The 5,736-nt window shown below is 69.9% G+C and carries 8 protein-coding genes; 5 read left to right on the top strand and 3 right to left on the bottom strand.

The features are described from left to right. The 5 genes from AC1MIR_RS04420 to AC1MIR_RS04400 form a co-directional block, all read left to right on the top strand. A partial coding sequence (locus tag AC1MIR_RS04420; protein ID WP_480026952.1) for an N-acetyltransferase family protein occupies nucleotides 1–538 on the top strand: 538 nt, incomplete at its 5' end. Further along, on the top strand, nucleotides 528–1,928 hold the full coding sequence (gene lpdA / locus AC1MIR_RS04415) for a dihydrolipoyl dehydrogenase (RefSeq protein ID WP_480026951.1): 1,401 nt from the start codon (nucleotides 528–530) through the stop codon (nucleotides 1,926–1,928). The genes AC1MIR_RS04420 and lpdA, both read left to right, overlap by 11 nt. Then, complete coding sequence (locus tag AC1MIR_RS04410) at nucleotides 1,906–2,745, top strand: class I SAM-dependent methyltransferase (protein ID WP_480026950.1); 840 nt, start codon at nucleotides 1,906–1,908, stop codon at nucleotides 2,743–2,745. The genes lpdA and AC1MIR_RS04410 overlap by 23 nt, the downstream gene beginning before the upstream one ends. 40 nt (nucleotides 2,746–2,785) lie before the next feature. Continuing rightward, entirely contained in the window at nucleotides 2,786–3,766 is a 981-nt protein-coding gene (lipA, locus tag AC1MIR_RS04405) for a lipoyl synthase (protein WP_480026949.1), read from the top strand. Next, complete coding sequence (locus tag AC1MIR_RS04400; protein WP_480026948.1) at nucleotides 3,766–4,236, top strand: type II toxin-antitoxin system RatA family toxin; 471 nt, start codon at nucleotides 3,766–3,768, stop codon at nucleotides 4,234–4,236. The genes lipA and AC1MIR_RS04400 overlap by 1 nt, the downstream gene beginning before the upstream one ends. 15 nt (nucleotides 4,237–4,251) lie before the next feature. Here AC1MIR_RS04400 and AC1MIR_RS04395 read toward each other — a convergent pair whose 3' ends face one another. From AC1MIR_RS04395 to AC1MIR_RS04385, 3 genes are all read right to left on the bottom strand, one after another. Continuing rightward, nucleotides 4,252–4,566 carry a hypothetical protein gene (locus AC1MIR_RS04395; protein WP_480026947.1) on the bottom strand — a complete coding sequence of 105 codons (315 nt, stop codon included), beginning with the start codon at nucleotides 4,564–4,566 and terminating at the stop codon, nucleotides 4,252–4,254. A gap of 153 nt (nucleotides 4,567–4,719) precedes the next feature. Then, nucleotides 4,720–5,241: a chromate transporter gene (locus AC1MIR_RS04390; protein WP_109870948.1), complete on the bottom strand. Its 522-nt coding sequence runs from the start codon at nucleotides 5,239–5,241 to the stop codon at nucleotides 4,720–4,722. Continuing rightward, nucleotides 5,241–5,736: chromate transporter (locus AC1MIR_RS04385; RefSeq protein ID WP_480026946.1), on the bottom strand; the 496-nt coding region annotated here is incomplete at its 5' end. The genes AC1MIR_RS04390 and AC1MIR_RS04385, both read right to left, overlap by 1 nt.

Raw genomic sequence — 5,736 nt, 5'->3', positions numbered from 1 at the left:
GGCGCCCCCCCCCCCCCCGGGTGGGGGGTCGCGCGCCATGACCCTGACGCTCGCCGACGCCACGCCCGACGACCTCCCCCTCGTGCTCCACTTCATCCGCGCGCTCGCCGACTACGAGCGCCTCTCGCACGAGGTCCGCGCCGACGAAGCGACACTCGAAAAATTCCTCTTCGGCGAACCCCGCCGGGCCGAGGCGCTGATCGCGCGCTGGAACGAGGAGCCCGTCGGCTTCGCTGTCTGGTACTACTCCTTCTCGACCTTCCTCGGCCGCCCCTCGCTCTATGTCGAGGACGTTTTCGTGAACCCGGACGCGCGGGGCAGGGGGATCGGCAAGGCGATCTTCCGGAACCTCGCCGCCCGCGCGCTGGCGCAGGGCTGCGGGCGCATGGAGTGGTCCGTGCTGGACTGGAACGCCCCCTCCATCGCCTTCTACCGCAGCCTCGGCGCGAAGCCGCGCGAGGGCTGGACCTTGCAGCAACTCACCGGCGAACCCCTCGCGGCCCTCGCCCAAGCCAGGGAACACGGCCATGGCAGCTGAAGAAAAATTCGACATCGTGGTGGTGGGCGGCGGCCCCGGCGGCTACGTCGCGGCGATCCGCGCCAGCCAGCTCGGCATGAAGACCGCGCTGGTGGAGCGCGAGAACCTCGGCGGCATCTGCCTCAACTGGGGCTGCATCCCGACCAAGGCGCTGCTGCGCGCCAGCGAGATCAACCACCTGCTGCACAGCCTCGACCAGTACGGCTTTGCCGCCGACAACATTCGCTTCGACTTCGCCAAGGTGATCAAGCGCAGCCGCGGCGTTGCCGGCCAGCTTTCCGGCGGCGTGAAGCACCTGATGAAGAAGAACAAGGTCACGGTGTTCGACGGCCACGGCAAGCTCGCCGGCCCCGGCAAGCTCAACGTCACGAAGGACGGAAAGCCGGTCGTGGAGATCGCCGCGAAGCACATCATCCTCGCCACGGGCGCCCGCGCGCGCGTGATCCCGGGCATGGAGCCGGACGGCAAGCTGATCTGGACCTACCGGGAGGCGATGACGCCGACCGCGATGCCGAAGTCGCTCATCGTCGTCGGCTCCGGCGCCATCGGCAGCGAATTCGCCAGCTTCTACCTCAACATGGGTGCGCAGGTGACGCTCGTCGAAGTCATGGACCGCATCCTGCCGGTGGAGGATGCCGAGATCTCCGCCTTCGTCGCGAAGTCCTTCACCAAGCAGGGCATGAAGCTGCTGACCGGGGCGCGGGTGCAGGGCGTGCGCAAGGGCGCCGACAGCGTCACCGCGGTGATCGAAGCCGGCGGCAAGGTGCAGGAGATCACCGCCGACCGGCTGATCTCCGCCGTGGGCATCGTCGGCAATGTCGAGGATATCGGGCTCGAGGGCACTAAGGTGAAGGTGGACCGCACCCATGTCGTCACCGACGCCTTCGGCAACACCGGCGAGCCCGGCGTCTATGCCATCGGCGACCTCACCGGCCCGCCCTGGCTGGCGCACAAGGCCTCCCACGAGGCTATCATCTGCGTCGAGGCCATCGCCGGGAAGCACCCGCATGCGATGGACGTGCTGAACATCCCCGGCTGCACCTATTGCCGCCCGCAGGTCGCCTCCGTCGGCCTGACCGAGGCGCGGGCGAAGGAACTCGGCCACGAGGTCCGCGTCGGCCGCTTCCCCTTCATCGGCAACGGCAAGGCGATCGCGCTCGGCGAGCCCGAGGGGCTGGTCAAGACCGTCTTCGACGCCAAGACCGGCGAGTTGCTCGGCGCCCACATGGTCGGCCCCGAGGTGACGGAGATGATCCAGGGCTACGGCATCGCCCGCACCCTGGAATCCACCGAGGCCGAGCTGATGCACACGGTCTTCCCGCACCCCACGGTGTCGGAGACGATGCATGAGTCGGTGCTGGACGCCTATGGCCGCGTCATCCACATCTGAGTGGCGCCGGCTGAACGAGGCGAACTGGAACGAGCGGACCGCCGCCCATCTCGGACCGCGCGGCTATGATCTCTCGAGCCACCGCGCCGGGCGCGGCTGGCTCGACCCGCTGGTGGAGGCCGCGATCGGCGACATCGCCGGCCTTTCGGTCCTTCACCTGCAATGCCATGTCGGCCATGACAGCGTGGCGCTGGCCCAGCGCGGGGCGCGCCGTGTCGTCGGCGTGGACTTCAGCCCGCCCGCGCTTGAGGCCGCCGCGGCGCTGGCCGCCGAATGCGGCCTGTCCGCTACGCGCTTCGTCCTGTCAGACGTGCAGGAGGTTCCCACCGCCCTGCCGCAGGACGCCGGCACCTTCGATCTCGTCTTCACCAGCTGGGGCACGATCTGCTGGCTGCCGGATCTCGACCGCTGGGCGGCCGGCATCGCCTTCGCGCTGCGGCGCGGCGGGGTCTTTGTGTTTGCCGACATGCACCCGGTCGCGCGCGTACTGGCCGATGGGACAACGACCGTGCCTGGCTTCCCGGGCTGGGCAATCTCCTATTTCCAGGCCGGGCCCATCGAGTTCGACGACGCGACCGACTACCAGGACCCCGAGGTGCGGCTCGCGAACAGCCGGACCGTCGAGTTCCAGCACAGCCTGGCCGCCATCCTCGCCGCGTTGCAGGGCGCCGGCCTGGCGCTGCAGCGGCTGGAGGAGCATCCGCGTCTCATCTGGCAGCCCTTTCCGGGCTGCGTGCAGGACGCCGACGGCCTCTGGACCTGGGCCGACCGGCCATTCCTGCCGCTCTCCCTTGTCTTGCGCGCGGTGAAGTCGTGACGCCCTCGTCCTCCGCCGCGGGCATCGCTATATCCGCCTCATGACGACGCGCGTCGAAATCGACCATCGCCGGCCCGAGGGGCCGCTCAAAGGTGCCGAGCGGCACCCGGAGAAGGCGCATCGGCCCGACAACCCCATCCAGCGGAAGCCCGCCTGGATCCGGGTGAAGGCGCCCACCAGCCCGGTCTATCGCGAGACCCATGCGCTGATGCGCGCCAACGGCCTGGTCACGGTCTGCGAGGAAGCGGCCTGCCCCAACATCGGGGAATGCTGGTCGCAGCGCCACGCCACCATGATGATCATGGGCGAGACCTGCACCCGCGCCTGTTCCTTCTGCAACGTCGCCACGGGGATTCCGAAGCCGCTCGACACGGACGAGCCGCGTCGCGTCGCCGATGCCGTCGCCAAGCTCGGCCTGCGCCATGTCGTGGTCACCAGCGTGGACCGCGACGACCTGCGGGACGGAGGCGCGGAACATTTCGCGCAGACCATCCGCGCCATCCGCAGCGCCGCGCCGGAGACCACCATCGAGATCCTGACGCCCGACTTCCTGCGCAAGGACGGCGCGCTGGAGGTGGTCGTCGCGGCGCGCCCCGATGTCTTCAACCACAACCTTGAAACCGTGCCGGCGCTGTATCCCACCATCCGCCCCGGCGCGCGCTACTACCACTCGCTGCGGCTGCTGGACCGCGTGAAGCAACTCGATCCCTCCATCTTCACCAAGTCCGGCCTGATGGTTGGCCTCGGCGAGAAGCGGATCGAGGTGCTGCAGGTGATGGACGACCTGCGCAGCGCGGAAGTGGATTTCCTCACCATCGGCCAGTACCTCCAGCCCACGGTGAAGCACGCCGCGGTGGACCGCTTCGTGACGCCCGATGAATTCGCCGACTACGCCCAGGTGGCGCGCGGCAAGGGGTTTCTTCTCGTCTCCGCCACGCCGCTGACGCGCAGCTCCTACCATGCGGATCGGGACTTCGCGCAACTGCGTGCGGCGCGCGAGGCGCGGCTGAAGGCCGCCTGATGCCGACCCATGCCGAGAAGAAGGTGCTCCCCTACACCCAGGAGCAGCTCTTCGACATGGTGGCCGATGTGCGCCGCTACCCGGAATTCCTGCCCTGGTGCGTCGGCGCGCGGGTGATCTCGCGCACGGACGACGAGCTGATCGCGGACCTGACCATCGGCTTCAAGATGTTCCGCGAGACCTTCCGCAGCCAGGTCACGCTGGAGCGCCCGCACCATGTGCATGTGCGCTACCTGAACGGCCCCTTCCGCTACCTGAACAACCACTGGCGCTTCGCGCCCGTGCCGCAGGGAACGGAGGTGGATTTCTTCGTGGATTTCGAGTTCCGCTCCCGCCTGCTGCAGGCCGTCATCGGCACCGTCTTCAACGAGGCGGTGCGCCTGATGGTCCGCGCCTTCGAACGCCGCGCCTACATCCTGTATCGCCGCAGCGCGCCCCCCGCGGGCGAACCCGCGCCGCGGGAGGCGTGACCGCGGCCGGCTGCGTCAGCCGCGCGGCGCCGAAGGCCCGTCGGTGATCCGCCGGATTACCTCGCCCACCTGCACCATCTCCTGCGCGTAGTCCTGCGAGGCCTGCGCGAAGAAGCGGAACTGCGCCTCCATCATGCCCTTCACGTCGCCGACCGGCATGGAGGAGACGAACTCCATCTGCGCGCGCATGCGCCGTCCGGAAAAGTCCAGCATCTCCTGTGTGATCTGGGCCGCCATCTCGCTCAACATCAGGTTGGCGGCGAAGGGGCTTTCCGGCAGCGCCGCGACGTGGGGCGCAGGTGCGGGCGCAGGCGTTTCGATACGCGACATCATTCACCCTCCTCATTCGCCGGCATGGCCGGCGGCGGCGAGGTAAGGCCCGCTTCGCGGCGCGCGCAATGCGTCGAATTGGCCGCCACGCTGCGGCAAAGCGGCCACGCCTTGCCCTTGCGGAAGGCTCGCGAAACCGCGATGCGCCGCGCGTCAGAGGAACGCCAAGCCGGCCACGCCGCCCGCGGCCAGCACCCACAGCAGGTTCAGCTCCGTCCGCCACACCAGCAGGGCCGCGACGACCGCGACGGCAAGCCCGACAAGTTGCGCCGCCGCCGCCTGCGCCATGATGAGGCCGGAGGCGAGGATCAGCCCGATCGCGATCGGCACCAGCCCCGCCCGCACCGCCTTCAGCCAGGGCTTCGCGGCCAGCCGCTCGGTGACACCGGCAACCCACCAGGCCAATCCCCAGGCCGGCGCGACGATGCCGAGGAAGGCGGCGCCCATCCCCGCCGGCCCCGCAATCACCCAGCCCAGCGCCGCGGCGACCAGGATGTTCGGCCCCGGCGCTGCCTGCGCCAGCGCGTAGACCTGCGCGAAGGTGGCGCTGTCCAGCCAGCCATGGATCTCCACGATCTGCCGGTGCATCTCCGGCACCACGGCATTCGCGCCGCCGACCGCCAGCAGCGACAGCGTGCCGAAGGTCAGCAGCAGGGAGAGCAGCACGCCCCCCATCAGCCGCGCGCCTTCTGCCGGCGCAGCGCGGCGCCGATGGCAAAGGGCGCCAGCAGCAGCACGATCAACGGCAATGGCAGGCGCAGCCAGGCGGCCGCAGCCGTCGCCAGCAGCCCGATCACCACCGTCTCGGGCGGCGGCCGCAACTTCTGGCCCATCTTCACCGCGGTGCCGACCACCATGCCCGCCGCCGCAGCGGCGATGCCGTGCATGAAGCTGTCCACGCGCGGATCGTCCGCGACGCTGCCATAGACCAGCAGCAGCCCCGTCAGCAGCACCAGCGGCACCGCGTAGAAGCCGCCGCTCGCCGCCAGCGCGCCGGTGAAGCCGTGGAAGCGGCGCCCAAGCATGACGGAGGTGTTGCCCACATTCGGCCCCGGCAGCACCTGCCCGGCGGCCAGCATCTCGGCGTAGTCGCGCTCGGACAGCCAGCGCTTCTCCTCCACCACCACCTGGCGCGCGAGCGCGGCGGGGCCCCCCCCGCCCCCCCCCCCC

It is taken from the genome of Falsiroseomonas sp. RANM36, from assembly GCF_056682175.1.
Note: the sequence above shows the minus strand (reverse complement) of the source record. Positions and strands in the feature narration are given on the sequence as shown.

Excerpts from the sequence above, each read along its gene's own strand:
- lpdA (WP_480026951.1), top strand. The coding sequence starts at position 528 with ATGGCAGCTGAAGAAAAATTCGACATCGTGGTGGTGGGCGGCGGCCCC.
- AC1MIR_RS04390 (WP_109870948.1), bottom strand. The coding sequence starts at position 5,241 with ATGGGGGGCGTGCTGCTCTCCCTGCTGCTGACCTTCGGCACGCTGTCG.
- AC1MIR_RS04395 (WP_480026947.1), bottom strand. The coding sequence starts at position 4,566 with ATGTCGCGTATCGAAACGCCTGCGCCCGCACCTGCGCCCCACGTCGCG.
- lipA (WP_480026949.1), top strand. The coding sequence starts at position 2,786 with ATGACGACGCGCGTCGAAATCGACCATCGCCGGCCCGAGGGGCCGCTC.
- AC1MIR_RS04400 (WP_480026948.1), top strand. The coding sequence starts at position 3,766 with ATGCCGACCCATGCCGAGAAGAAGGTGCTCCCCTACACCCAGGAGCAG.
- AC1MIR_RS04410 (WP_480026950.1), top strand. The coding sequence starts at position 1,906 with ATGGCCGCGTCATCCACATCTGAGTGGCGCCGGCTGAACGAGGCGAAC.